The following is a 24830-nucleotide window of genomic DNA, read 5'->3' on the forward strand; positions in this document are numbered from 1 at the left end:
GATTCACCCCTCCTTTCGTTCGATGGTCACGACCGTGTTTTCCGCCTTGAGCAGGTAGAGTTCCCCGGTCAGGCAGGTCAGCTGCCCGCCGGTCACGCGGCCGGGCACCCCCTCGTTCGCGCGGAACAGCAGCCACGCTTCGTCGGTGAAATTGCCCAGCGTCAGGGTCCAGGCGTCAGCGGCGCTCTGCAGCGTCACATTCACGCCCGAAAACCGCTGGATGGCCCCGGCGCACTCGCTGGCCGTCTGCATCCGCAGGCCGGGCGCTGCCGTCGAGAGCCAGGTCAGGTAGCGTTCCAGCCCGCCCTTGTAGACCTCCCAGCCTTCCGCTGCGCCGCGGTCCACGTCCAGCAGGTCATCCGGGTGCATGAAGTGGGTGCTGACGAAGTGGAAGTTCAGCTCGCTCAGCGCGGCCAGCTGCATATAAGGCTCGTTCACCATGCCGCCGGACACGATGCGCGGTTCTTCCACGATGCCGTCCGCTGCCACGCCAAATTCCTGCACATAGGGCAGGTCGGTGCCGTCTTCGAGGTAGGAGCTGGCGATGGTGCGCACCTGCGGCACCCGCTGGCCTAAGATCGCCCGCCCGGAGGCCGACAGGATGTTGGACGGCGGCACATACACCGAACCGGCGGCATAGGGCAGGACCTCCCGCTGGAACGCCGTCAGCTCGTCCATGGCTGCGACGATGGCGTCGGCGCTGGGCCATGGGTTGTAGTCGTACAGACCGGCGTAATCGGTCTGTGGCAGAACGAGGGGCTGGTGGTTGTAGCCGTGGAAGCCCACTTCCCCGCCCTGCCGCAGCAGCAGCCCGCCAAAATAGCGGAACGGCTGGGTGTCGCTCTGGCGGAGGGGCGGGTCGGTGGTGTCGTCCTCATAGTTCTCGATCATGACGCCCGTGTACCGGATGCTGAACCGCTCGGCCAGCTGGACGAGGTCCGGCCACCAGACCTTGGCGTAGAAATCCGCGATGCTCAGGCCGTAATCCTGCCGGATGTACTGGCCGTCGCCCTCCGGCACCGGCGAGGGAAAGTCGTCCAGAAAAAAGACGGCGCTGTTGAGCACCGGGTAGGCACAGGCCTCCCCCAGCAGGCTGTACGAGGCCGCATAAAAGCCTCGCATGACCTTGTCGTAGACGCCGATGTTGTCCACCACCACCCGGCCCTCGCCGAGTTCGGTGCTCCAAATCAGCGGGACGCCCTCGTCCCCGGTGACGGCATACACCGCCGCATCGTCCCGCAGCTGCACCGCCATGGAAGATTCGAACGGGTCGCTCAGCTCATACCGCTGCCCGCCGCCCAGCAGGAAGCCCTCGGCCGGCACGATGCTCTCGGCCGTTTTGCAGTTCCACGCCGAGGCCAGCACCCCAAGTTTCTGGGCCACCACATCGAACGCCCCGCACTTTTCGGGCGTCATCGCAAAGAGGACATTGCCGCCCTGCTCCACCCAGTCCATCAGGTCGAGCAGGCGCAGGCCCAGCGGCTCGAAGTTCGGCACCAGCACCACGATGGTCTCGTAGTTTTCAAAGGCCGGAAGTGCTTCCGGGGCGGTGTCGGCAAGGTCTGCGGCCTCGGCGGGGACCTTCATATCCTGCAGGATCTGTTCCAACTGTTCTTTTGCCTCTGCCACGCTCACCTGGCGGCTGTCGCAGAGCAGCAGGCAGACGGGGGCCTGCCCCGCCAGTGCTTCTTCCTTGGTCAGGGCATGGTCGAGCGCCCCGATCTGAACATGGGCCGCGGTGTACTGCACCCCGCTGCGCTCCGCAAACAAAGCCCCTGCCAGCAACAGGAACACCAGCCAGACCAGCAGCAGCCTGCCCCACCGGAACCGCCCCTTCCACAGCCGGTTCATGCGGCACCTCCTTTCCAGAACGCCAGTTCCTGCCGCCCCGCAGCGCTCAGGTAGACCTGGGTGCGCTCCATCTGCTGCAGGATGCTCCGCACTTCGGCACCGCTTTTCCGGGCGGCGGCGCTGCGCAGCCGCAGCAGCCAGGGCGTTTCCCGCACCGGCCAGCGGCGGACCAGCTCTTCGAGCGTCTGCTCCGCAGCCTTGTACTCCTGCAATTGCAGCTGCACCTCTGCCAACCGGCAGCCGAGGCTGTAGCCCTCCTCTCTGGGGCTGTCGGCCAGCTGCAGCTTGAGCAGCCGCTCCAGCTGTCGGCGCTGCAGTTCGGCTGCGCGGCCCTGCGCCAGCCCCAGCTTCAGCGAGCGTTCCAGCGCGTTAGCGTAAGCCGCCAGCACCTCCCGGTCGTTCGGGTCGTCGGCAAAGCGGCGGGCGTCCTGTTGCAAGGCAAGGTCCGCCTGCTTGGAGATCTGTGCCATGGCCGTGGCCGCGTAGTGCACCACCTCGCTGTCGTCGTTCATGCGGGCCTGCTGCAGCAGGTCGTAATACTGCACCGGGTCCTCCGTGAGCACCGACAGGATCAGCTTCCGCCGCTGCTCGGCAGTGTCCAGGATCAGCGCCTCTTCCAGCGGCACCGTTGCCGCCGTGCCGGCCCGGTCTTCGACCCGGATGCTGCGGTGGAGCTCATCGTCTACCCGCAGTTTTTCCACAAGGTCTGCGTGCAGTCCGTTCCGTCTCATACCCGCACCTCCTGCTTTGCTGCGGGCTTCGTTCCGGCCCGCACCATGGCCGTTTCGGCCAGCCCGCAGAGGATGCGGAACATGTTCTGGTAATAGAGCGACAGCTGCTCCCCTGCCGCATCGTGCAGCAGGATCAGCGCCCGCAGCTCCCCGTTTTCTCGCACGGCCGCGCCGAACATGGGCAGGCCGGGCGTCAGTTCCCGGTTCACCCACAGCCCGTCCTGCTCGATGCCACGCAGCACCGGGCCAAGGCCCGTGCCTTCCAACAATTGCGGGCAGCGGGCGGCAAAGTCCGCGCTGCAGGCGGCCCGCCGGGCCAGATGCCGCCGGGCGTCCACGCGGTAGACCGCCGCGCTGTGATTTTCGAGCATATCTTCCAGCACCTCCACGATCTTCCGGGGCAGCTCCTGCGCCGGGGCCGCGTCCAGCGCTTTGGTCACGGCATACACCTTGCCGAAACTGTCTCTCCGGCCCAGGATCTGCCGCCGGAACGAGCGCTTGTCCTCCAATGTATCCTGATACAGCTGCCGCACGAACCGCAGCCGCTCTTCCAGCAGTTTCTGCTCCTCCTCGGCAAAGCGGAGGTCCTCGGCGCTGCGCAGCTGCACATAGCCGCACACCGCCCCCACCACGAAATACACGAGGAAGGCCAGCCAGTTGGACGGCTCGTAGAAGAGCAGCAGCGGCGACGCGCCCTCGGCCCAATAGCCCGCCGCCAGCGAGAGCGACGCCAGAAACGCCGCCGCCACGCCTGCGTTCAGGCCGTAGACATCGGCGATGAGCACGATGAACGCCAGCCGGAAATCCACCACCCGGAACTGCGCCTGGGTGCTGGTCATCCGCACCAGCAGTTCGGATACGCCCCAGGCCCCCAGCAGTTCCAGCACCGGGACCAGCAGCCGGTGCCGCGCGGCAAAGCCGCTGAGCCGTTCCGGCCATTTTTTGCGGCGGGGCTGCTTTTCCTGCCGGAAGAACCGGGGCAGGTCGTCCAGCAGGTCGTACCGGGGGAACCACCCATACGCCCGGCGCAGCTGGCCGTCGTCGGGCGGGTACTCCCGGATCAGGTCGCTGCCGTAGGTCACGGTCAGGCCGGGGCAGAGGGCTTTCCACGCCTCGCCCAGCTGCTCATAGTTCCAGTGGAAGACCACCGGGGCGGTCAGGCTCTCCCACTCCGGCGTCCAGTTGTCGAACACCCGCAGCACCAGCTCGGACAGGTCTTCCATGCACAGAGCCGCCACCGGGGCAAGGGCCTGCTCTTCAAAATGCAGTTCCCCGCTCTTCGGGCGGGTCAGCAGCTGCGCGATGCCCACCGGCGCACCGGTGCAGTCGGTGCCGTAGAGATAGGGCAGGTGCAGCACCTTGATCTGCACCCTGCTCGTCTCGGCGTAATGGCGGCAGAGAGCCTCCGCCGCCTGCGCCAGCACCGATTTGCCGATGAACGGCGTCAGCACGGCTTCCGGCCCAGCCAGATAAAGCAGCTGGCTGGGCCGCTCCCGGTTGGCCTGCAAAACACGGCGCAGGCGGTCCAGTTCGCCCTCCTGCTCGCTGTGCGGGGTCAGATACTCCGAGAAATAGACGATGCGGTCAAACTCGTAGCTGTCCACCAGCTGGCCGATGCGCTCCTTGCTGTCCAGCGTGATGGTCCGGATGCGCGGCGGGTGCGGCTGGCCCCGTGCGCAGGGAATGAGGACATGGTCCTCTGGGAACGCCATCTCCACCCAGGCAGGGGTCACGAAACAGGTGTTCCCGGTCAATAGAATCTCCACAGCAGTTCCTCACTCATCCTCAACGTTCTACCGGCCCGCCCCCTCTCCGGCAGGGGCGTTCCGCTAGGGCAATTATAAGCGGTATCCGCCGCAAGGTCAAGAAAAAAGATGCGACAATACGTTTGTTTTTGCTTACTGTTTCGATTTACTTCGGATGCTTGCCCGCGCATTCTGCAGCATCCGACAGCCTTTTGGGCGCAGCATTTTCACACAAGTCGGAGGCGCACGTCTTCTTTCGGGTCGCTCCACTGTGCCGCATTTCGCCAAAATCCGCATGGGTTTGCGGAAATATTAACGAATTTTATGTTGCGTTTGTTCCAACTTTGCTGTAAAATGAAGAAATGACAACTATGGAAATATCAGGAAACTGTGAGAACGATATTATGATGAAAAAGATCTCCCGCCGCTCGTTTATACAGGCCACCGGTGTGCTGGCAGCCATGGCGGCTCTGACCGCCTGCGGCGGCAGCCAGACCGAGACCGGCAAAACAGCGGATGCGCACGAAGCCGTCACCTTTATGGCACCTTATAAGGAGATAGAAGCCTTTATTGAGCAGGTGCACAGCGTTTACCCGGAAGTGAACATCGAGGTCGTGCCCTACAGCGGCGATAACACCACCACCTGTTTGCAGAATATGTTTGCGGCGGGCGACCTGCCGGACGTCTGCACCTTGACCTACTACGACCCCCGGATCGATCTGGTCTCCGACAAACTGCTGGACCTTTCCGGTTACGATTTTACCGACAACTATGTGGAGTCCCGTCTGCAGGACGTGTTCGACAACGGTGCCATCTACCTGCTGCCCTCGACCTACAACTGCTACGGCATCACCTACAACAAGACCCTGCTGAAGAAATACGGCTGGGAACTGCCCAATTCTTTCACGGAGCTGGAAGAACTGGCTGCAAAGGCAAAGGAAGCCGGGGTCGATCTCTGTCTGCCGCAGATCCAGTATCCGGGCTACGGTTTCCAGTATCTGTTCAACATTGCAGAGGCCGATTTCCTTGGCACACTGGACGGCAGGCTGTGGCAGCGGGATTATCTGTCCGGTAAGGCGAATGTCAGCAATACCCCCGGCATGATGCAGGCGATGGCCTATGTCCAGAAGTGGAAGGACATTGGGATGCTGAACGACACCGGCGATGCTCTTGACGATAACGTGACCCGGCAGAGGATGGCCGAGGGGAACACCCTGTTTTTGATTGGAAACACCAACGGCATTGTGGAGGCAGACGGCAACGCCGATAAATTCGGCCTGATGCCGTTTCTCTCGGAGGACGGCACCCAGAACGTTTTTGTGCTGAATGTGAACCGCTTCTACGGTCTGAATAAAAAGCTGGAGCAGGACCCCCAAAAGCTGGAAGATGCGCTCAAGGTGATGCGTGTGCTTTCCACCGTTGCAGGCACCAGCGCTCTGCAGCCCGTAACGACGCTGAAAAGCAGCCTGCTGCCCTTCAAGGACGCAAAAGCGGACGGCACCTACTACGCCGATGTTGCCGATGCCCTGAACGCAGGCAACACCGCGCCCTTTATCTATTCCGGCTGGGAAAACACCATCTTGACCACCGGCCTTAAAATGCTGGACTTCATGAAGGGCAACGCCACCATGGAGGATGTGATCCGGCAGCTGGACGAGGATCAGGACAGTGTGGTGAACAATACCCCGGATGTCATCACTACCGTTACGGAGGAGCTTTCGCAGGAGGATTGCGCCATGCTGGTGGGTCGCTGCTTTGCACAGGCTACCGGCAGCGACCTTGCGCTGGTCTCGCTAAGCACCTGGATCCCCGGCAACCCCACCGATCAGAACCACTACGGCGTAGCTGCCAAACTGTACGCCAAGGATATTACAGATTACGACCTTTCTGTCATCCTGCCCACCGGCTGGAACCGCACCATCCAGACCGTTGCCCTGACCGGGCAGCAGATCAACGACCTGCTGGCTTCTGGTTACGATGCCTACGGCAACGGCAAGGGCTACCCCTATGTGCTGGTCAGCCCCACGGAACCGGAGGCGGGCAAGACCTATCAGGTGGCCATCTGCGGCGTGAGCGAGCAGCTGGCAGCCGAGGCCGATGTCGTGGACAGCGGCGTGGTGGGCATGGATGCCGCAAAAACCTTCTTTGGTGCTTACACCACCATCAGCCGGGCAGACACCGCATGGAGTTGAATAAAACGGACAGGAGATACTGGATGTGAACAACAAAATCTATAAAAAGCTGTTTGTGGGCTTCGGCTTTGTCATCATCGTGTTGATCCTGACCCTTTTTGTCATGAGCCAGACCTACATCCAAAACCTTGTCTACCACGAGCGACTGAGCCAGATGGAGGAAGTCACCCACCAGATGTTCCGTAGTCTGGAGGATGTGATCGACAACCACTGGGACGATGTGGACGTGCAGTGCAATTATCTGGCCTATACGTCCATGGAGACGACCGATGATCTGTTTTCCTATCTGGAAAAGCTGTCCGAGCTTGCCAATTACAAAGAAAAGCAGATCGAGCTGGTTGCCGTGGATGCTGCCGGACATTATTATACCGCGCATGGCCGCATGGGGCTGCTGCGAGGAATTACCTATCTGGAAAGCGCACCGGAGCGGGTCAGCTACGTTTCCAACTCCCTGACTGCGGACGATTCCCGCATGGTGTTTCTGGAACAGCTCTCCACTCCCCTCACCCTGCAAAGCGAGACCGGCGAGATCACCCTGCGCTACTTTGGCATTTCGCAGAGCATGACCCAGCTGAACGATTATTTCCGCTGCGACGCCTACGAAAATAACAACAGCGTCTATGTGCTGGACAACGACGGCTTCAAGCTGTTCAACGCCAACGATGCCGAGCTGCTGAAGGGGCACAACGTATACACCGTGCTCTCCCAGATGTCCTATCTGCACGGTTCTTCCTTTGCGGTGGCAAAGGAGCGGCTCGCCCGCACAGGCTCCTGCTATTCCAACGCCGTGCTGGACGGGACTGAGTATTACTACGCGCTCAAGCAGATGGAAAACGCCCAGTGGACGCTGGCGTTCCTCGTCCCGGCAGAGTACGTGGCCGTCAACACCCAAAAGCTGGTCCATCTCGTCACACTCGTCATCGTCAGCTTTGCCGTGGTGTTCTCGGTCACAGCGGTTTTCGTCGGCTGGTTTCTCCTGCGGCAAAAGCAGAAGCGGGAGCTGCAAGCAGAAAAAGAAGCGAACCTCCGTCTGGAGCAGTATAACATCCAGTTGACGCAGGCAAACGACGAGATGCGGCGGGCGCAGGCCGTTGCCGCCGAGGCGCTGCACGCGGCCGAGCGCGCCAGCCAGGCCAAGACCGACTTTCTTTCCAACATGAGCCACGATATCCGCACCCCCATGAACGCCATCGTCGGGTTGACGACCCTGATGGAGAACGAGCTGGACCAGCCGGAAAAGCTGGCCGAGCACCTGCACAAGCTGGAAAGCTCCGGCCAGCTGCTGCTGGGCATCATCAACAACATTCTGGATATGAGCCGCATCGAGAGTGGCAAGACCACCCTGAGCGTTGAGCCGATGCACCTTTCCCAACAGCTCGACCAGCTCAGCACGATGATCCGCGCACAGGCCAGCGAAAAGGCACAGACCTTCACCGTCTCCACCCATCTTTGGCACGAAAACCTGCTGGCCGACCCCACCCGCCTGAATCAGGTGCTGATGAACATCCTCTCCAATGCGGTCAAGTATACCCCCCGCGGCGGGCACATCCGGTTCGAGGTCGAAGAGCTGCCCCGGAACGAGCACTACGCCAAATACCGCTTTGTGGTGCAGGATGACGGCATCGGCATGAGCGAGGCTTACCAGAAGACCCTTTTTGACCCCTTTACCCGCGAAGAGCGCTCCGGCACCAACAAGGTGCAGGGCACGGGTCTGGGCATGGCCATCACCAAGAACATCGTGGACCTGATGGGCGGCTCCATCAGCGTGGAGAGTGCCACCGGCAAGGGCACCCGCTTTGAGGTCGTGCTGGAATTCCCCATCGACACCGAAGCGGACGCGGTGCCAAAGGCGCAGGCGCTCCCGGAGGAGCCGGAGGACGTTTCTCCCCTGTGCGGGATGAACTTCCTCTGCGCTGAGGACAACGCCATCAACGCCGAGATCCTGGAGCTGCTGCTGGAATCCAAGGGCGCACACTGCAAAATTTACCCCAATGGACAGGAGCTTGTGGATGCGTTTGTCCGCGTCAAGCCCGGCGAGTATGACATCATCCTGATGGACGTGCAGATGCCGGTGATGGATGGCTTGGAGGCCACCCGCCGCATCCGCAGCAGCGAAAACCCGCTGGGCCGGGTCATCCCCATCCTCGCCATGACGGCCAACGCCTTTTTGGAAGATATGCAGAAGAGCAAGGAAGCCGGGATGGACGAGCATCTGTCCAAGCCCGTGGACATCGACGCGCTGGAACAGACCGTCAAGCGCTTCCGCGTTACCCCCCCCCCGAAAATAAATAGTGGAATCGCACGGTTTCGCAGATGACCGACACCCACGACCTGGCAGGGCCGCCCATTTGCGGCCCTGCTCTTTTTTATGAGAGAGCAATCATGATGAATCAAAGGATTGGATGGTATTGCGTATGGAACAACAGCCAAATAAAATTCAGCCTATGTTGTTATCGGCACTTGCCCAACTGAGCGCCTGCCTGATCGTCTGGAATTTTCATATTCCAAATCCAAATATCGTGCTTTTTGTTGTTCTTTCTGCTGTGCTCGTGAAATGCGGCTATGCAGCAGGAATCGTAAGCGGCCTCATTGCATTCCTATACTCCGCGTTTTTCTTTTCTACCGACCACAGCTTTTTTCTTTACACCTCTTTGAACCTTCAAAAGCTCATCGTGATCGGCCTTGGTATCGCTGCGAACATTCTGCTGATCGGTCACCTGCAAAGGCAGTTCGAGCGCTCCAACACGGAAAAGATGCAGGCCGAAACCGAGGAAAAGCTTCAAGAAACAACAGAGAGCTACCGTGCAAAACTTTACCACGATGTCTTGACTGGCACATACAACCGCCGCTACTATGAGGATATCGCATCCCGTATCGTCGGCCCCGCAGGCATCGCGCTGATCGATGTGGACGATTTCAAGATCTGCAACGACACCTATGGGCATCACGCCGGAGATTTGGCGCTGGAAGCAGCGGCAAATGCCATCCGCTCCTGCATCCGAAACGCCGACCTGCTCATCCGCTACGGCGGGGATGAATTTCTGCTGGTGCTGCCCGGCATTCCGAGCGACATCCTGCAAGCCAAGCTGGAGCAGATCCGAGCCGCCGTGCAGCAGGCTACTGTACCCGGTTATTCGCATTTTCGCCTCTCACTGAGCATCGGCGGAACGATGCAGGCCATCACCGACCCGATGGAGAATGCGGTTCGCCGGGCAGACCGGCTGATGTATCAGGCAAAGGGCCGCAAGAATGCCGTCATGGTGGAGGTTCCGGGGCATAGTCTGGCAGCGCTGGAAAAACTTTTACAGAAGAAGTCGCAGATCTTACTTGTGGATGACTCCGCAATGAACCGCATGATACTAAAGGAGATCCTGGGCGGCGATTACAGCATTCTTGAAGCAGAAAACGGACAAGAATGCCTGGAAAAAATGCAGGCGGAGGCCGGGAACATCGCGCTGGTGCTGCTGGACATCAACATGCCGGTCATGGATGGTTTCGAGGTGCTCAAGGCCATGAACGCCAACCACACCATCGAGGACATCCCGGTCATCATGATCTCCAGCGACGACTCCGACGACGCGATCCGGCGCTCCTATGAGCTGGGAGCCAGCGATTACGTCAACCGCCCCTTCGATGCTCGCATCGTCTACCGCCGCGTGACCAACACCATCAAGCTGTACGCCAAGCAGCGGCGGCTGGTGCAGATGGTGTCGGACCAGATCCGCGCTCGTGAAAATAATACGGATACGCTGGTGGGTGTGCTGAGCCATATCGTGGAGTTCCGCAACGGCGAAAGCGGCGCCCATGTGCTGCACATCCGCATCATCACCGAGCTGCTGCTCCATCGCCTGCTGGAGATCAGCAGCCAGTACCCCATCACCGCCGAGCAGCAGGACAACATCCCGCTGGCCTCCGCCCTGCACGACATCGGCAAGATCGGCATCGACGAAAAGATCCTCAACAAACCCGGCAAGCTGACCCCGGAAGAATACGAGGTCATCAAGACCCACAGTATGCTGGGGGCCGAGATGCTGCACCAGCTGGAAAACTTCAACGAGCAGCCGCTGCTGCAGACCGCCTACGAGATCACCCGCTGGCACCACGAGCGCTGGGACGGGCGCGGCTACCCGGATGGGCTGAAGGGCGATGAGATTCCCATCAGCGCACAGCTGGTCGCGCTGGCCGACGTGTACGATGCACTGACCAGCGAACGCTGCTACAAAAAAGCCTTCTCCCACGAAAAAGCCGTGCAGATGATCCTGAACAGCGAGTGCGGAGCGTTCAACCCTTTGCTGCTGCAATGCCTGACGGATATGCAGACCGACCTGAAAGTCCAGTTGCAGCAGCGGACGCAATAACAACAGGAGAACGAAAGCCCCCATGAAACACATCCTCTCACGCCGTGCATTCCTGAACGGATGCACCCTGCTGGCGGCCTCGGCGGCCCTCGGCGGCCTGACTGCCTGCGGCGGAACGGACGCGACGAACAGCGATCTGCCGCAGATCCTCATCGGAAGCGACACCTACCCGCCCTATATTTATCTGAACAATGACGGCACCCCGGCCGGGATCGATGTGGAGATCGCCACCGAGGCATTCCGCCGCATGGGATACTCTGCACGATTTGAAGTCATCGACTGGGAGCAGAAGACCGCCCTTGTGGAAAGCGGCACCATCGACTGCATCTGGGGCTGCTTTTCCATGCAGGGCCGCGAAACGCTCTACCGGTGGGCCGGGCCTTACATGGTGAGCCGTCAGGTCGTGGCCGTGAACGCCGACAGCAGCATCCAGTCCCTCAGCGACCTTGCCGGGAAGACCGTTATGGTGCAGAGCACCTCCAAGCCAGAGGGCATCTTCCTCAGCGGCTCCGACCCGCGCATCCCGCAGACCGTCGAGGTGTTCAGCATCGAAGACCGCAGTGTGCAGTATGCCATGCTGGCCTACGGCTATGTGGACGCCATCGCCGCCCACGAGACGGCCATCCTGCAATACATGAAAGACAGCAACGCAGCATTCCGCATCCTCGAAGAGCCGCTGCTGGTCACCGGGCTGGGCGTCGCCTTTGCCAAAAACGACAGCCGCGGGCTGGACCTCCAGCTGAACGATACCTTCGCGCAGATGCGCGAGGACGGCACACTGGAACGAATCGTCGGCAAATACCTGGAACATGCTTCGCAGTATCTGGAGGTGGACACCATTGACGCGTAACAACAAAGCCACTCCGAACACGCGGACCTGGGTGCTCTACGTTCTCGTCGGTGTGCTCCTCATGGCGGGGGTCGTCCTGGCCTCCGGCTGGAAAGCCCTGCATGTGACCGAAGAGCATTTCCGCCAGACGATCGCGTTCGTCAAATCGCAGTCCACCAGTTTTGAGCAGTACAACGATACCGTCACGGCCAAAACGCTCCGCCGCACGGCGGTCTCGGTGCACCAGCTGGCCGGTGACGCCGCACTCGACCTCTCCGATCCGCACTGCCTGAAACAGCAGACTGAGACGCTCTGGCTCACCGGCATTTCCGTGCTGCGCCCGGACGGCACGCTCCTGTGTGAGTACACAGCGAACGGCATCGGCTATGCCCAGCTGGAAGACCAGCTCAAAAAGGAGACCGCGCTGGACGTCTTCCGCTTCCCGCAGAAGACCTACCTGAAGCGCGTTCTGCTGGCAGACGGGTCTGCCGTGGATGTAGCGGCACACCGGGCCGACCACCAGGAGGTCATCCTGCTGGCCTATCGCTGCACCCCGACCAAATTTGTCGAGGGGACGGCACTGTCGGTCCAGAGCATTCTGGACGGCTACCCAGAAGAGACCAGCGGCACCCTGTTCATCGTGCAGAGCAATCAGGTCATTGCGTCCAACCGCCCGGAGCTGATCGGGCAGGACACCACCGACAGCCCGCCGGTGCAGGAGATCCGCAGCACCGGGCTTGCGGAAAAACTGACGCACACCCACGGCTGGAACGGCTCCGGCTGCTATTTCGGCATGTACAGCCACGGCCAGTCGTTCGACCTCTATGCGTACATGGATGAAAAAGCCGTGTTCCACGAGTCGCTCACGCTGATCTTAACAGCATTGGTCTGTTACATCCTGCTCGTTTCGGTCTTGCAGATGCTGCGCCGACGCTCGGTGCAGGAGATGGAGCAGCAGAAAAAGGAGCAGGAGAAGAAGTATCAGACCCAGCTGGAAGAGCAGAACCGCAAGCTGGAGATCGCGCTCCGGCACGAGGGTGCGGCCAACCGCGCCAAGCGGGAGTTTCTGTTCAACATGAGCCACGATATCCGCACCCCGATGAACGCCATCATCGGCTTCACCTCGCTGGCGGCGACCCACATCGACAACCGCGAGCAGGTGCTGGACTACCTGAAAAAGATCTCCACCTCCAGCCAGCATCTGCTCTCCCTCATCAACGATGTGCTGGATATGAGCCGCATCGAGAGCGGCAAGGTCAAGATCGAGGAAAAGGCGGTGCATCTGCCCGACCTTGTCCACGATGTGCGCTCCATCATCCAGCCCAATGTCGCGGCCAAACGGCTGTCGCTCTTCATTGATACCATGGACATCGAGGATGAGGACATCATCACCGACCCGCTGCGGCTGAACCAGATCCTGCTGAACATCCTGTCCAACGCCATCAAGTTCACCCCCACCGGCGGCATGATCAGCATCCGCATCGCCCAGAAGAACGGTGCGCCCAAGGGCTGCGTCTGCTATGAGTTCCGCATCAAGGACAACGGCATCGGCATGAGCGAAGAGTTCCAGAAGCACATCTTCGAGGAGTTCAGCCGGGAGGAAAGCTCCACCGTCAGCGGCATTCAGGGCACCGGCCTGGGAATGTCCATCACCAAGAACATCGTGGATCTGATGGGCGGCACCATCGCCCTCACGAGCGAGCCGGGCAAGGGCAGCGAGTTCATCGTGACCCTCTGCTTCACACGCAGCGGGCAGAAGGCGGAGCCCAAGCAGCTCCCCCAGCTGGAAGGGCTGCGCGCCCTGGTGGCAGACGACGATACCAACACCTGCCTGAACGTCAGCACCATGCTGTCCAAGATCGGGATGCGGCCGGAGTGGACGATCTCCGGCAAAGAAGCGGTCATCCGCACCAAATATGCGGTGGAGCAGGGCGATGAGTTCAGCGTCTACATCATCGACTGGCTGATCCCCGACATGAACGGCATCGAGATCGTGCGCCAGATCCGCAAGGTGATCGGGAACCGCTGCCCCATCATCATCCTGACCGCCTACGACTGGGCGGACATCGAGGACGAGGCCCGTGCCGCCGGAGTGACCGCGTTCTGCGAAAAGCCGCTCTTCCTCTCGGAGCTGCGCCGCGTTCTGGCCGAACCGTTCCGTGCAGAGCCTGCCTCCAAGCCCGCTCAACCCACTGCGGCCGACCTCAAGGGGAAGAAGCTCCTGCTGGTGGAAGACAACGAGCTGAACCGCGAGATCGCACTGGAGATCCTGAAAGAAGCCGGTTTTGTGGTGGATACCGCCGAGGACGGCGCGGTCGCCGTCCAAAAGATAAAGCAGGCGGCCCCCGGCCAGTATGACCTGATCCTGATGGACATCCAGATGCCCAATCTGGACGGTTACGAGGCCACGCGGCAGATCCGCGCCCTGCCGGACGCCGAGAAGGCCAACATTCCCATCTTTGCGATGACGGCGAATGCCTTTGAAGAAGACCGTCAGAACGCGCTGGAGGCCGGTATGAACGGCCATATCGCAAAGCCGCTGGACGTCCCGCACCTGCTGCGCGTCCTCGCAGATGCCCTGAAAAAATAACCCCCAATAAAGCCGAAACGGCCTGAACTCTGTGTCGCACAGGGTTCAGGCCGTTTGTGGTCTTATTCGGTTTTGGGAGCGCGGAAACAAGATCGGATCACTTCACCTGTGCCCCGGTGGTCAGCGCCTCGGACACGGCGTCCATCAGCGCGACCATGGTGCAGTAGTTGGCACCGTAGGTCTCGGTGTAGGCAGTGTAGGTGTCGATCTGCTCCTGGGTGGGGGCGATGTCCATCGCCTCAGCCACTGCCTGGTAGAGCAGCGCTTCGCGGGCATACTCGGTGATGCTGTCACTCATGGCATCCAGCAGGTCGTCGGCACTGTTGTAACCGGCAGCAGCCTGCAGGAAGCTGTCGAGATCATAGCCGTAATGCTGGGCCATGGTGTAGTAGTAGTTCAGGCACTGGTTGACCTGATAATCGGTCACTTCTTTGGGCAGGTCCTTAAAGGTGGAGTTTGCCAGCAGGTAATCCATCACCGCAGTGTTCAGGTTGTTCTGATACAGCATCTTCTGGTATTCGGCCCGCAGGTCTTCCACGGTGTGGACGCCGTCGGTGCTGCTGAAATTCTCCTCGACCCAGGCATCGGTCAGTTCCGGCAGGATTTCCTCGCTGATGTAGTTCAACGTGACGGAGAAGACCGCCTTTTTGTTGCTCAGGACCACCGCATTGCCCTCGGCGTCGGTGGAGTCGCTGTAGCCGTCCGGGAAGGTGACGTTGACATCAAAGGTCTCGCCGGGCTTGTGGCCCACGATCTGGTCTTCAAAGCCGTCGATGAAGGAACCGCTGCCCAGCGTCAGGCTGTAGCCGCTGTAGGTGCCGCCGGTAAAGGCCACGCCGTCCACGGTGCCCACATAGTCGATGTTGACGGTGTCGCCGTCGGCAGCAGCACGGTCGGTGATCTGCTGCGTGGTGGTGTTCTGGCTGAGCAGGCTGTCGATCTGGGACTGCACGTCCTCCTCGGTCGGCTCGATGTCCGCCTTTTTCAGCGGGATGGAAGCGTAGTCCTCCGGCAGGGTCACATAATCCAGTGCGCGGATGCCGGACCAGTAGCCGTTCTCGTCCAGACCGTCACTGTAGGCAAAATTCTGGTAGTCATAATCCGAAGCGCTGCCGTAGACAGACGCCTCCGAGCTGGCCGATGTGGAAGAGGACGCCGCAGACTTCGAGCAGCCCGCAGCCGTTAGCGCCAGCGCACCGGCGCAGAGAAGGCAGACTGCCTTCGAGATGATTCGTTTCAAGTGGATACCTCCTGTATCCCGGACGCCGCCGGGAACTGCAATTTTTTCAGACAAATCCTATTATAAAGGGTAAAAATGAAAAAGAAAAGGATTTTGCTAAATTTCCACAAGTTTCACGCAGCCTGCCACGTAAGGTCGTTGCTTTTTGTCAAAAGCTGTGATATCCTATAATTGCCGCAGCAAAGCGGCAAGGCGCTGTGTCCAGAACGCAGGCGGCAACTCCCTACCGGATGGCTTTGTTTCCATAAACAGGGCGCCGGGAGGGCGACTTTTGAACGTTTCTCCCCGGAGGCTCTGGCCGAAAGGGGGAATGTACCCATGACATTGACCGAGATTCTTGCGCTGTTGACGTTCCTCGTCACAACGGTTTACGACACGATCGACATCGTGCTCCGATTCCGAGAGTTTCGCACAAAAAATGGACAAAAGAAATGACCGCCCCACGTTTAGCACCCGTTGGCGGTCATTCTTTTGATTTGCTGGTAGGGAGCTAGCCGTTTGTTGGGCCAGCGCCTTTTCTATTTGTAGTATAATCGTTCTATCGTCGTTTGTCAAGCTGTCGCCCCGCACACGCAAAAATCCTCTTGCGCTGCCGGGTCTGCGGCTTTATTATAATAAGAGAAGCCCATCAACACAAGGAGGAACATCCATGGATTACAACAAAGCCGCTCTCGAAATGCACGAGAGCCACCACGGCAAAGTCGGCATCGTGAGCAAGGTCGAGGTCAGGACCCGCGACGACCTGTCCACGGCTTACACCCCCGGCGTCGCTGAGCCCTGCCGCAAGATCAAAGAGAACCCCGACGACGTGTACAAGTACACCTTCAAGAGCAACATGGTGGCCGTCGTGTCCAACGGCACCGCCGTGCTGGGCCTGGGCGACATCGGCCCCGAAGCCGGTCTGCCGGTCATGGAGGGCAAGGCCGTGCTGTTCAAGGAATTCGGCGGCGTGGATGCCTTCCCCATCTGCATCGACGCCCACGACGCCGCCAGCGTCATCGCGGCCTGCAAGGCCATCGCCCCGACCTTTGGCGGCATCAATCTGGAGGACATCAAAAGCCCGGAGTGCTTCGAGATCGAAGAAACGCTGGAGCGTGAGCTGGACATTCCCGTCTTCCATGACGACCAGCACGGCACCGCCATCGTCGTGACGGCTGCGCTCATCAACGCCCTGCGCGTGGTAGGCAAGAAGATGGAGGATGTCCACATCGTCCTGAACGGCCCCGGTGCTGCCGGCACGGCCATCATCAAGATGCTGATGACCGCCGGTGCCAAAGACATCGTGGCGGTGGACCAGTTCGGCACCCTGTACAAGGGCTGCAACAGCGCCGAGGCCCACAAGAACTGGCTGGGCGAAGTGACCAACCCCCGCCAGATCAAGGGCGGCCTGAAGGAGGCCATCGAGGGGGCCGATGTCTTCATCGGCGTGTCCCGCCCCGGCATCCTGACCACCGAGCTGTGCAAGACCATGAATCCGGACGCCATCGTTTTCGCCATGGCCAACCCCACCCCGGAGATCATGCCCGATGAGGCCAAGGCAGGCGGTGTGCGGGTCATGGCCACCGGCCGCAGCGACTTCCCGAATCAGGTGAACAACGTGCTCTGCTTTCCCGGCCTGTTCAAGGGTGCCCTGAGCGTCCGCGCACGGGACATCAACGATGCCATGAAGCTGGCCGCAGCCTACGCCATCGCCGACCTCATCACGGACGAGGACCGCAGCGAAGAGAACATCATCCCCGGCGCATTCGACCCCCGCGTGGCCGAGGCCGTGGCCTCTGCCGTGGCAAAAGCTGCCCGCGAGACCGGCGTGGCCCGTCTGTAAAGGAGGCACGGCATGAGGACGATCTCCGCACAGTCCATCACCGACACCGTCGCCCGCCTGTGCATCGAAGCCAACACCCGCCTGCCCCAAGACGTGGAAGCGGCTCTGGCCAGAGCGCGGGAGGAAGAGCCGTGGCCGCTGGCGAAAACCACCCTCGACCTGCTGTGGTCGAACCTCGGTGCGGCGCAGGAGAAGGCTCTGCCCATCTGTCAGGACACCGGCATGGCCTGCGTCTTCGTGGAGCTGGGAACGGATGTCCACATCGACGGCAGCTTTGAGGCCTCCATCCACGAGGGCGTCCGCCGGGGCTACACCGACGGCTACCTGCGCAAGAGCATCGTGGCCGACCCCCTGCGCCGGGGCAATACCGGCGACAACACCCCTGCCGCCATCACAGTCCACCTCGTGGACGGCGACGGCTGCACCATCACCGTGGCCCCCAAGGGCTTTGGCAGCGAGAACATGAGCCGCATCCAGATGCTCAAACCGGCCGACGGCGTGGAAGGGTTCAAGAAATTCGTGCTGGAAACGGTCACGCTGGCAGGCTCCAACCCCTGCCCGCCCATCGTGCTGGGCATCGGCGTGGGCGGCAGCTTCGACAAGGTCGCCTATCTGGCCAAAAAGGCTCTGCTCCGCCCACTGGACATCCCCAACCCGGACCCCTACTATGCCGCCCTCGAACGCGAACTGCTGGCCGCCGTCAACGAGACCGGCATCGGCCCGCAGGGCTTTGGCGGCAGGACCACCTGCCTGGGCCTTGCCATCGAGCAGATGCCCACCCATGTGGCGGGTCTGCCCGTGGCCGTGAACGTTTCCTGCCATGTCACCCGCCGTGCCAGCGCGACGCTGTAAACGATTCCCTTTCCGTCAAAGACATGAGCCTATTAGGAGGCTTGATGAACATGCAATACGAACTGACCACCCCCTGCACCGCGCAGGACCTGGCCCCGCTCCAGGCGGGCGACACCGTTCTGCTGTCCGGTGTGGTCTACACGGCCCGCGACCAGGCGCACAAACGGATGCTGGAAGCACTGGACCGGGGCGAACCGCTCCCCTTCGACCTCGAAGGCAGCGCCATCTACTACGTCGGCCCCACACCGGAGCGCCCCGGTGCGGTCATCGGCTCGGCCGGGCCCACCACCAGCGGCCGGATGGACGCGATGAGTCCCCGCCTGCTGGACCTGGGCAACAAGGTCATGATCGGCAAGGGCAAGCGGGATGCCGCCGTCAAGGAAGCCGTCGTGCGCAACGGCGCGGTCTATCTGGCCGCGCTGGGCGGGGCCGGTGCCCTGATGGCCAAGAGCGTCAAAACGCTGGAAGTCATCGCCTGGCCGGACCTCGGCTGCGAAGCCGTCCGCCGCCTGACCGTGGAGCAGATGCCCCTGACCGTCATTCTGGATGCCCACGGCGGCGACCTCTATCTCTCCGGCCCGGAAGCCTACCGCGCGTCCAGATAAGCACGTTCCACAAGATTTCAGGCCCTGTTTCCGGTCAAAATAGCAAAATCATGCAGAAGAAGCTCAGTTTGTTTTAGCAAACTTCCGCCGAACGACTTGCATCCCCCGGCAGAATGTGGTATCCTATAACAAACCGAACCGATGTGCGTTTTTCTGCTCCGGGCCGGAAATCAAGAAAGGCAGGAGGCCGACAACCATGCAGATCCACCAATCCGCAGAAGATTACCTTGAAACGATCCTGATGCTGAATCAGAGGATGGGCCGCGTCCGTTCCATCGACGTGGTCAACGAACTGGGCTACACCAAAGCCAGCGTCAGCATCGCGATGAAAAAGCTGCGGGAGAACGGCTACATTGCGGTGGACGGTGAGGGCAACCTGACCCTGCTGGAACCGGGCCGCGAGATCGCCGAACGCATTTACAGCCGCCACCGGCTGCTGACCCACTTCTTCGTGCAGCTGGGTGTGGAAGAGGACATCGCCGCAGAGGATGCCTGCAAGGCAGAGCATATCCTCAGCGAGCAGACGCTGGAAAAGATCCGCGAGTATGCCCTGCTCCACGACGCCGAGAGCACCCTGAAAAACGAAGACTGACCCAAAACCACAAAAGGGACTGCCCGAACCGGCAGTCCCTTTTCTGTTTTCACATCTTCAGTAGGCATCCAGCCCCAGGCTGACATCCAGTGCCTGATCGACCCGTTTCTGGTCTTCCGGCGTGATCTGCCCTGCGCGCTCCCGCAGGCGGTGTTTGTCCAGCGTGCGGATCTGCTCCAGCAGCACGACGCTGTCCTTGGCGAGGCCGGTGTCCGCTGCCCGGATATTGATATGAGTGGGCAGGCGGGCTTTGTCCAGCCGGGATGTAATGGCCGCCGCGATGACGGTGGGGCTGTGGCGGTTGCCGATCTCGTTCTGCACGATGAGCACCGGCCGGATGCCGCCCTGCTCGGACCCTACCACCGGCGAAAGGTCTGCGTAGAAAACTTCTCCTCTGTGTACTTCCATGGAATCAACCCTCCCTGTCTGCCTCTAGTATGGGCTGTGCCGGGCGGCGGTATGCACGCGGGGGCTTTCTTCCATTTTATGCAGCGGAGCGGATCAGGTTTCCGCCTGTTCCAGGACGCAGAACGCCAGCGCCATCCCGCCGTCGTGGCTGAGGGAAAGGCGGGCCATCACGTGATGCTCCTCCACCCAGGCCGCCGTCCGGCCGGAGAAGCAATACACCGGCGCCCCGGAGGGCAGGCGCAGCACCTCGATCTCACAGAGCGAAAACGGCTCCCGCAGGCCGGTGCCCGCCGCCTTGAGGAAGGCTTCCTTCGCCGCAAAATCTGCAGCGGCGCTGGCAGCTCTGTGGGCACGCCTGCGGGCGGAAGGGTCGGCCCGACACTCGGCCAGCGCAAGTGCCTGCCGCTCCCCGGTGCCAAATACCCGCGCCTCAAACGCCGCCCCGTACGCCCCAAACAGGCTTTTTTCCATCCGTGCCACCTCACAAAGATCACATCCTACCCCGAACAGCATGAAATCCTCCCCTTTCCAGGGCAAACGCCCCGTTGTTTTGACTTAAAATTTCCGTTGATTTTGGTGAATATGTGCAAATAGAGTCTGGAATCTTGAAGTTTACACTCGCTTCGTGTACAATGAACTATAGTTCTAGTTCCACTTCCGCTTTGGGCGTGGATAGAAATACCGAAGGGGGTGTACTGCGTGGGCGACGCAACTGCTATTTTTTCGATCCACGACAAAAAGGACGACGAAATTCATGAGATCATACAGCAAGTGTACGATGCATTGAAGGAAAAAGGCTACAATCCGGTCAATCAGCTGGTGGGCTACATCCTGTCCGAAGATCCCACTTATATCACGACCTACAAAGGAGCCCGCTCCCTCATCCGTAAAGTTGACCGGGACGATTTGCTGCAGGCTCTGCTCCGTAGCTACCTGAACGTCTGATCCGCTTTGTCCTTTCCGGCCCGCTGTCTCGCAGAAGACAGCGGGCTGTTTTCAGTTCAGCTGCCGCGTGAAGATCTGGTTCACCACCGTCTCATACTCCCACCCCTCGCGGGCCTTGCGGAGAGGCTTTTCCAGCGGGTCGGCCCCTTCGAACCGATGGATGAGATAGAACCAGTGCGCCTTCATCCGGCTGACGGCACAGCTGGCCGCGCCAAAGGCCTCGGTGTAGCCGTGGTAGAGGTCGTCACAGTAGCCGCGCAGTTCCTCTCTGGAAGCCGGTGCGCCGTCCCGCGCACGGCGGAACAGGGCCGGGTCTGCGATGAGCCCCCGCCCCACCATGATGCCCGACAGCTGCGGGAACTCCGCTTCCAGCGCGTGAAGCGCTTCCGGCGTCGTGACATCGCCGTTGTAGCAGACCGGCATCCGGCACTCCGGCAGCGCCGCGGCAAAGGCGGCACGGTCGGCCTGCCCCCGGTACAGCTGCTTCATCACGCGGGGATGGATGGTCAGCTCGCAGATGGGATAATGATTGTAGATATCCAGCAGAGCCGCAAACTCCTCCGGCTTCTGGACGCCAATGCGGGTCTTGACCGAGACCGGACCCTCCACCGCCGAAAAGACGGCGTCCAGAAAAGCGTCCAGCCGGGCGGGGTCCCGCAGCATCCCAGCTCCCTTGCCCTTGGCCGTCACCGTGCCGGAGGGGCAGCCGAAGTTCAGGTTGACCTCCGTGTAGCCCAGCTTCCGCACTTCGCCGATCATCCAGGCGGCCAGTTCGCCGTCTCTGGCCAGCAGCTGCGGGATCACGACCGTACCTGCATTGGCCTCCGGGGCCAGCTCCGCCATCTTTTTCGGGATGAGGACGCGGTTTTCCGGCGGCGACAGGAACGGCGCATAGTAGCGCGTGGGCGCATCGGCTGCGCCAAACCATTTCTGGTGCACCTGCCGCCAGATGCGGTCGGTCAGCCCCTCCATCGGGGCAGCATAATAGTTCATAGAAGACCTCACAATGTTAGAATGGCTCTATTGTAGCACAAAAAATGCCGCCGCGCATCTGTTTTGCGCAGCGGCATCGATCGATCTTGCAGGTTATTCGGCAAACAGCGGCGTGGACAGGTAGCGGTCGCCGGTATCGGGCAGGAGGACAACGATCTTCTTGCCTGCGTTTTCGGGGCGCTTTGCCAGCTCCAGAGCAGCCCAGACAGCTGCACCGGAGGAGATGCCCACCAGAACGCCCTCCTTGTGGCCGATCAGACGGCCGGTCGCAAAGGCGTCTTCGTTGGTGACGGGGATGATCTCATCGTAAATCTTGGTATCCAGCACAGCGGGGACGAAACCGGCACCGATGCCCTGGATCTTGTGTGCGCCTGCAACGCCCTGGCTCAGCACCGGAGAGGATGCAGGCTCCACGGCTACGACCTTGACGCCGGGGTTCTTGCTCTTGAGGTACTGGCCCACACCGGTGACGGTTCCGCCGGTGCCGACACCTGCCACGAAGATGTCCACTTCGCCGTCGGTGTCCTCCCAGATCTCCGGGCCGGTGGTCTCAATGTGCGCCTTGGGGTTGGCCGGGTTGACGAACTGACCGGGAATAAAGGCGTTCGGGATCTCCTTTGCCAGCTCATCGGCCTTGGCAATGGCACCCTTCATGCCCTTGGCACCCTCGCTCAGGACCAGCTCTGCGCCGTAGGCCTTCATCAGCTGGCGGCGCTCCACGCTCATGGTCTCCGGCATGACGATGATGATGCGGTAGCCCTTGGCCGCCGCCACAGCGGCCAGACCGATGCCGGTGTTGCCGGAGGTCGGCTCAATGATGACCGAACCGGGCTTCAGCTTGCCAGTGGCTTCTGCATCGTCGATCATCTTCTTGGCGATGCGGTCTTTGACCGAACCCGCCGGGTTGAAGTATTCCAGCTTTGCCAGGATGGTGGCCTTCAGGTCCTCCTGCTTCTCGATGTGGGTCAGCTCCAGCAGCGGAGTGTGACCGATCAGCTGATCTGCGGACGTATAAATCTTGCTCATAAGAATGTTCCTCCCTCTGCGGGCACCCGGCCCGGAACTATTTCGTCTCTCCATATTCCCTGCAAACCAACATCGTTTGTGGGTTTGATGGTATTATAGCCCTCTTTGCCCCGGTTGTCAATGGAAAAGTGCAAAAAACAGATTGAAAAGTTATAAACCCTGTTGTATAATAGGTTAAAATCAAAATTTCTCCCTCCCCTGCGGTGACATCTCCCCTGTTCGGAGGTCGGGCGGGCCGGTCTACGGCGTTGTCGCCTGCGGCTGCTGCCCATTTCCGCAGGACCAACGGTGAGACGGAGAGGTTGCTATACAATAAGGAGTGCACTATGATCGTTTCAACCAAAGGCCGCTATGCGCTGCGTGTGATGATCGACCTGGCCGAGCATCAGGCCGAACGCTATGTCCCGCTGAAGGAGGTCGCCGCGCGGCAGGATATCTCGGAAAAATATCTGGAGAACATCCTGAAAGTCCTGGTGCAGAACGGCTTTCTGGAAGGGCTGCGCGGCAAGGGCGGCGGCTACCGCCTGACCCGCAGCCCGGACCAGTACACGGTAGCAGAGATCCTGCTGCTGACGGAGGGCAGCCTTGCCCCGGTGAGCTGCCTGACGCCGGGAGCCCCGGCCTGCGAGCGGATGGCCAACTGCCGCACCTATACGATGTGGAAAGGTCTGAACGACCTCATCGCCGACTACTTCGGCAAGATCACCCTCGCCGACCTCGCCGCACCGGAGCAGGCGGGAAATGATTATGTGATCTGATCTGCATCCCCCGCATGAAAACGCAGGGGTGCAGAGCGGCCCCACAGCGGTCGTCATACCAGCCGCGCCCACGCCAGCCATCATTCAATGGCAGTGTGCGGAAAAGGAGAATATTTTATGTGGTTTGTTTTTGCGCTGGGCTCTGCGGTATTTGCCGCACTGACTTCCATTCTTGCGAAGATCGGCATTGACGGCGTGAACTCCACGCTGGCCACGGCCATTCGCACCGCCGTTGTGCTCCTGATGAGCTGGGGCATGGTGTTCCTGACCGGGACGCAGACCGGCATCGGGGATATTTCTCACAAAAGCTGGCTGTTCCTGATCCTATCCGGCCTTGCCACCGGTGCAAGCTGGCTGTGCTATTACCACGCATTGCAGATCGGTGCAGCATCCAAGGTGGTCCCCATTGATAAACTGAGCGTGGTCATCACGCTGGCACTGGCATTTTTCATCCTGCATGAACCGTTCACGGCCAAAAGCCTGATTGGCTGTGCGCTCATTGCTGCGGGGACTTTGTTCATGGTATTATAAAAGAGTATGAAAGCAGGAAAAGGGCGAAGCACGAGAAATTGACTATTTCAGTGCTGGAACGGTAGACAGTGTTATGCTCTGCATGAGACTTGCGCTGATTGATGCCCTTTTCAAGCAGGAAAAGCCTTTTGTTCTATTGGATGATCCTTTTGTAAATCTGGATGATGAGCATACAGAACGTGCGCTGGAGATGCTAAAGGAAATTGCAAAGAATAAGCAGGTCGTGTATATGGTTTGCAATAGTAGCAGGTGCTGATTTTCCACGGAAACTGGCATAATGAAAAGACGACCACTCACTACGCCTGCCGGCGGCGTGAGTGGTCGTTTGCTATATTGGATGATTATATTTCCAGTCTGCCATGGTCGCAACCAAGCGAGAGATAATGCTCAATCTCCCCTCTCAGCACAAGCTGAGCATACTCCAAGGGCTTATGGTACAGCAGCCAGTCCAGTTCTGCCCGCTGTGCCGGGGTGTTGCCGTACTCGTTCTCGACAGCGATGCAGTCAATGGCAATGGTAGTGCCACCCTCGAACCGGGCTTCCACCCGGTTGGTGTCCATGTTGTAGCGGCAGGAAAGTAGTTTGTTCATAAGAAAGCCTCCATGTTTTTCACATTTACTTCTTCTGCGGTGGAAAGTTCCGGCTGTCCGTTTGCAGATTCATGAACCCACTTTTTGATGTAGCCCTTTGCAGGTCTACACCCATCCACCACACGCCCGATTCTTACACCAAACGCAAACTTGTCGGGGCGGGGCCCCTCCA

21 protein-coding genes are annotated in these 24830 nt (G+C 60.4%); 12 read left to right on the forward strand and 9 right to left on the reverse strand.

What is annotated here, in order from left to right; translation table 11 throughout:
* Nucleotides 1-3: 3 nt before the first annotated feature.
* Genes J3350_RS05365 through J3350_RS05375 form a run of 3 tightly spaced genes read right to left on the reverse strand, consistent with a single transcriptional unit; the run spans nt 4 to nt 4348 of the window.
* Nucleotides 4-1851, reverse strand: a complete 1848-nt coding sequence (locus J3350_RS05365; protein WP_207685965.1) for a DUF2194 domain-containing protein — start codon at nt 1849-1851, stop codon at nt 4-6.
* Nucleotides 1848-2582, reverse strand: coding sequence for a hypothetical protein (locus J3350_RS05370; RefSeq protein ID WP_207685966.1), 735 nt, complete (start codon nt 2580-2582; stop codon nt 1848-1850). The genes J3350_RS05365 and J3350_RS05370 overlap by 4 nt, the downstream gene beginning before the upstream one ends.
* The gene (locus J3350_RS05375) at nt 2579-4348 is read right to left on the reverse strand and encodes a hypothetical protein (protein ID WP_207685967.1); all 1770 of its coding nucleotides are present in this window, start codon (nt 4346-4348) and stop codon (nt 2579-2581) included. The genes J3350_RS05370 and J3350_RS05375 overlap by 4 nt, the downstream gene beginning before the upstream one ends.
* Before the next feature lie 383 nt (nt 4349-4731).
* Between J3350_RS05375 and J3350_RS05380 the strand changes: the two genes are divergently transcribed.
* The 5 genes from J3350_RS05380 to J3350_RS05400 all read left to right on the forward strand — a co-directional run bounded on the left by J3350_RS05380 (nt 4732) and on the right by J3350_RS05400 (nt 14296).
* Entirely contained in the window at nt 4732-6519 is a 1788-nt protein-coding gene (locus J3350_RS05380) for an ABC transporter substrate-binding protein (protein WP_207685968.1), read from the forward strand.
* A 25-nt stretch (nt 6520-6544) separates the two neighbouring features.
* Nucleotides 6545-8836: an ATP-binding protein gene (locus J3350_RS05385; RefSeq protein WP_207685969.1), complete on the forward strand. Its 2292-nt coding sequence runs from the start codon at nt 6545-6547 to the stop codon at nt 8834-8836.
* A 355-nt stretch (nt 8837-9191) separates the two neighbouring features.
* Complete coding sequence (locus J3350_RS05390; RefSeq protein WP_370569266.1) at nt 9192-10877, forward strand: diguanylate cyclase; 1686 nt, start codon at nt 9192-9194, stop codon at nt 10875-10877.
* Nucleotides 10878-10899: 22 nt separating this feature from the next.
* Entirely contained in the window at nt 10900-11727 is an 828-nt protein-coding gene (locus J3350_RS05395) for a transporter substrate-binding domain-containing protein (protein ID WP_207685970.1), read from the forward strand.
* The gene (locus J3350_RS05400; protein WP_207685971.1) at nt 11717-14296 is read left to right on the forward strand and encodes a response regulator; all 2580 of its coding nucleotides are present in this window, start codon (nt 11717-11719) and stop codon (nt 14294-14296) included. Before J3350_RS05395 ends, J3350_RS05400 begins: the two co-directional genes overlap by 11 nt.
* Before the next feature lie 97 nt (nt 14297-14393).
* On the opposite strand, the gene tig is transcribed toward J3350_RS05400, so the two are convergent.
* Nucleotides 14394-15536 (reverse strand): trigger factor, encoded by a 1143-nt coding sequence (tig, locus tag J3350_RS05405; protein ID WP_242700148.1) that lies wholly within the window; start codon nt 15534-15536, stop codon nt 14394-14396.
* A gap of 649 nt (nt 15537-16185) precedes the next feature.
* Here tig and J3350_RS05410 point away from each other — a divergent pair.
* From J3350_RS05410 to J3350_RS05425, 4 genes are all read left to right on the forward strand, one after another.
* Nucleotides 16186-17358: an NADP-dependent malic enzyme gene (locus J3350_RS05410; RefSeq protein WP_207685972.1), complete on the forward strand. Its 1173-nt coding sequence runs from the start codon at nt 16186-16188 to the stop codon at nt 17356-17358.
* 12 nt (nt 17359-17370) lie between these two features.
* Nucleotides 17371-18210 carry a fumarate hydratase gene (locus tag J3350_RS05415; protein ID WP_207685973.1) on the forward strand — a complete coding sequence of 280 codons (840 nt, stop codon included), beginning with the start codon at nt 17371-17373 and terminating at the stop codon, nt 18208-18210.
* A 50-nt stretch (nt 18211-18260) separates the two neighbouring features.
* A complete protein-coding gene (locus J3350_RS05420; protein WP_097791722.1) occupies nt 18261-18815 on the forward strand; it encodes a Fe-S-containing hydro-lyase in 555 nt (184 codons plus the stop codon).
* 196 nt (nt 18816-19011) lie between these two features.
* Entirely contained in the window at nt 19012-19407 is a 396-nt protein-coding gene (locus J3350_RS05425; RefSeq protein WP_097791655.1) for a metal-dependent transcriptional regulator, read from the forward strand.
* Between the two features lie 57 nt (nt 19408-19464).
* Here the strand turns inward: J3350_RS05425 and J3350_RS05430 are convergent, their stop codons facing one another.
* Both J3350_RS05430 and J3350_RS05435 read right to left on the reverse strand, forming a co-directional pair.
* On the reverse strand, nt 19465-19815 hold the full coding sequence (locus J3350_RS05430; RefSeq protein ID WP_097791654.1) for a type II toxin-antitoxin system PemK/MazF family toxin: 351 nt from the start codon (nt 19813-19815) through the stop codon (nt 19465-19467).
* Between the two features lie 93 nt (nt 19816-19908).
* Nucleotides 19909-20328, reverse strand: a complete 420-nt coding sequence (locus J3350_RS05435; RefSeq protein WP_207685974.1) for a holo-ACP synthase — start codon at nt 20326-20328, stop codon at nt 19909-19911.
* A gap of 186 nt (nt 20329-20514) precedes the next feature.
* Between J3350_RS05435 and J3350_RS05440 the strand changes: the two genes are divergently transcribed.
* Entirely contained in the window at nt 20515-20760 is a 246-nt protein-coding gene (locus tag J3350_RS05440; protein WP_207685975.1) for an IreB family regulatory phosphoprotein, read from the forward strand.
* A gap of 51 nt (nt 20761-20811) precedes the next feature.
* Here J3350_RS05440 and J3350_RS05445 read toward each other — a convergent pair whose 3' ends face one another.
* Both J3350_RS05445 and cysK read right to left on the reverse strand, forming a co-directional pair.
* Nucleotides 20812-21753: a tRNA-dihydrouridine synthase gene (locus J3350_RS05445; RefSeq protein ID WP_207685976.1), complete on the reverse strand. Its 942-nt coding sequence runs from the start codon at nt 21751-21753 to the stop codon at nt 20812-20814.
* Between the two features lie 93 nt (nt 21754-21846).
* A complete protein-coding gene (gene cysK / locus J3350_RS05450) occupies nt 21847-22779 on the reverse strand; it encodes a cysteine synthase A (protein ID WP_097791650.1) in 933 nt (310 codons plus the stop codon).
* Nucleotides 22780-23105: 326 nt separating this feature from the next.
* On the opposite strand from cysK, the gene J3350_RS05455 reads away from it, so the two are divergent.
* Both J3350_RS05455 and J3350_RS05460 read left to right on the forward strand, forming a co-directional pair.
* Nucleotides 23106-23537, forward strand: coding sequence for an Rrf2 family transcriptional regulator (locus J3350_RS05455; protein ID WP_097791649.1), 432 nt, complete (start codon nt 23106-23108; stop codon nt 23535-23537).
* A 117-nt stretch (nt 23538-23654) separates the two neighbouring features.
* A complete protein-coding gene (locus J3350_RS05460) occupies nt 23655-24068 on the forward strand; it encodes an EamA family transporter (protein ID WP_207685977.1) in 414 nt (137 codons plus the stop codon).
* Between the two features lie 341 nt (nt 24069-24409).
* Here the strand turns inward: J3350_RS05460 and J3350_RS05465 are convergent, their stop codons facing one another.
* Complete coding sequence (locus J3350_RS05465) at nt 24410-24658, reverse strand: DUF6061 family protein (RefSeq protein ID WP_207685978.1); 249 nt, start codon at nt 24656-24658, stop codon at nt 24410-24412.
* Nucleotides 24659-24830: the final 172 nt, after the last annotated feature.

The sequence above is a fragment of the Faecalibacterium sp. Marseille-Q3530 genome (assembly GCF_017377625.1).
Lineage (GTDB): Bacteria > Bacillota > Clostridia > Oscillospirales > Ruminococcaceae > Faecalibacterium > Faecalibacterium prausnitzii_E.